Origin of the sequence: Streptomyces calidiresistens (genome assembly GCF_014141525.1) — a bacterium.
Classification (GTDB): Bacteria; Actinomycetota; Actinomycetes; order Streptomycetales; family Streptomycetaceae; genus Streptomyces; species Streptomyces calidiresistens.
Genome location: NZ_VKHS01001246.1, coordinates 1 through 1,057 on the forward strand (window position 1 = coordinate 1; position 1,057 = coordinate 1,057).

General features: G+C 73.5%; 1 protein-coding gene. It reads left to right on the top strand.

What is annotated here, in order from left to right; translation table 11 throughout:
* Positions 1–1,042, top strand: a 1,042-nt coding sequence (locus FOE67_RS26665; protein WP_323385584.1) for an ABC transporter permease, incomplete at its 5' end; no start/stop codon positions are given.
* Between the last annotated feature and the right edge of the window lie 15 nt (positions 1,043–1,057).

The following is a 1,057-nucleotide window of genomic DNA, read 5'->3' on the forward strand; positions in this document are numbered from 1 at the left end:
CCCCGGCCCCGCCGGAGGCGGCGCCCCCGACGGGTCCGCCGACCCGGCCGGGGCCCGCCCCGCCGGGGACTTCGCCCGCTACCTCGCCAACCGCCTGCTCGGCGCCGCCGTCTCCCTGCTGCTGGTGCTGCTCAGCGCTTTCCTCATCTTCCGGGTCATCGGCGGCGACCCCGTCCGTGCCGTCGCCGGCGACACCCCCCTCACCCCCGAGCAGCAGCGGGAGATCCGCGAGCGACTCGGCCTGGACGACCCCCTGGCCGTGCAGTTCCGCGACTACCTCCACCAGCTGTTCACCCTCGACTGGGGCACCTCCTACGTCTCCAGCGCCCCCGTCACCGAACTCCTGTGGGCCCGGCTGCCCGCCACGCTCCTGCTCACCGGCACCGCCCTCGTCCTCGCCGTCTCCTTCGGCGTGTGGGCCGGCACCCGGGCCGGCTGGCGCCCCGGCAGCCGCTTCGACCGCGCCCAGGTCGGCATCGCCCTCACCCTGTGGTCGGCCCCCACCTTCTGGCTCGGCATGATCGTCATCGTCGTCTTCGCCGTCCACCTCGGCTGGTTCCCGGTCAACGGGATGCGCTCCGCGCGCGGAGTGGGGGAGGGATGGTGGCCGCAGGCCCTGGACGTCGCCCACCACCTGGTGCTGCCCGCGCTCACCATGGCCGCCGTCGTCTACGCCCAGTACGTGCTGATCATGCGCTCCTCGATCATGGAGGAACGCGCCGCCGACCACCTGCGGGTCGCCCGCGCCAAGGGCCTGCGGGACGACGTGGTGCGCCGCCGGCACGCCGTCCCCAACGCGCTGCTGCCCACCGTCACCCTCATCGGCCTGCAACTCGGCGCGGTGTTCAACGGGGCCCTGCTCACCGAGACCATCTTCAGCTGGCCCGGCCTGGGACTCCTCTTCCACCAGGCCATCCGGGTGCCCGACGTGCCGCTGCTCCAGGTGCTGTTCATCTTCTTCGCCGGCACCACCATCCTCGCCAATCTCGCCGCCGACCTGCTCCACCGCTTCCTCGACCCCCGCGTCCGGAGCACCGCATGAGCCGCGCCCCCATCC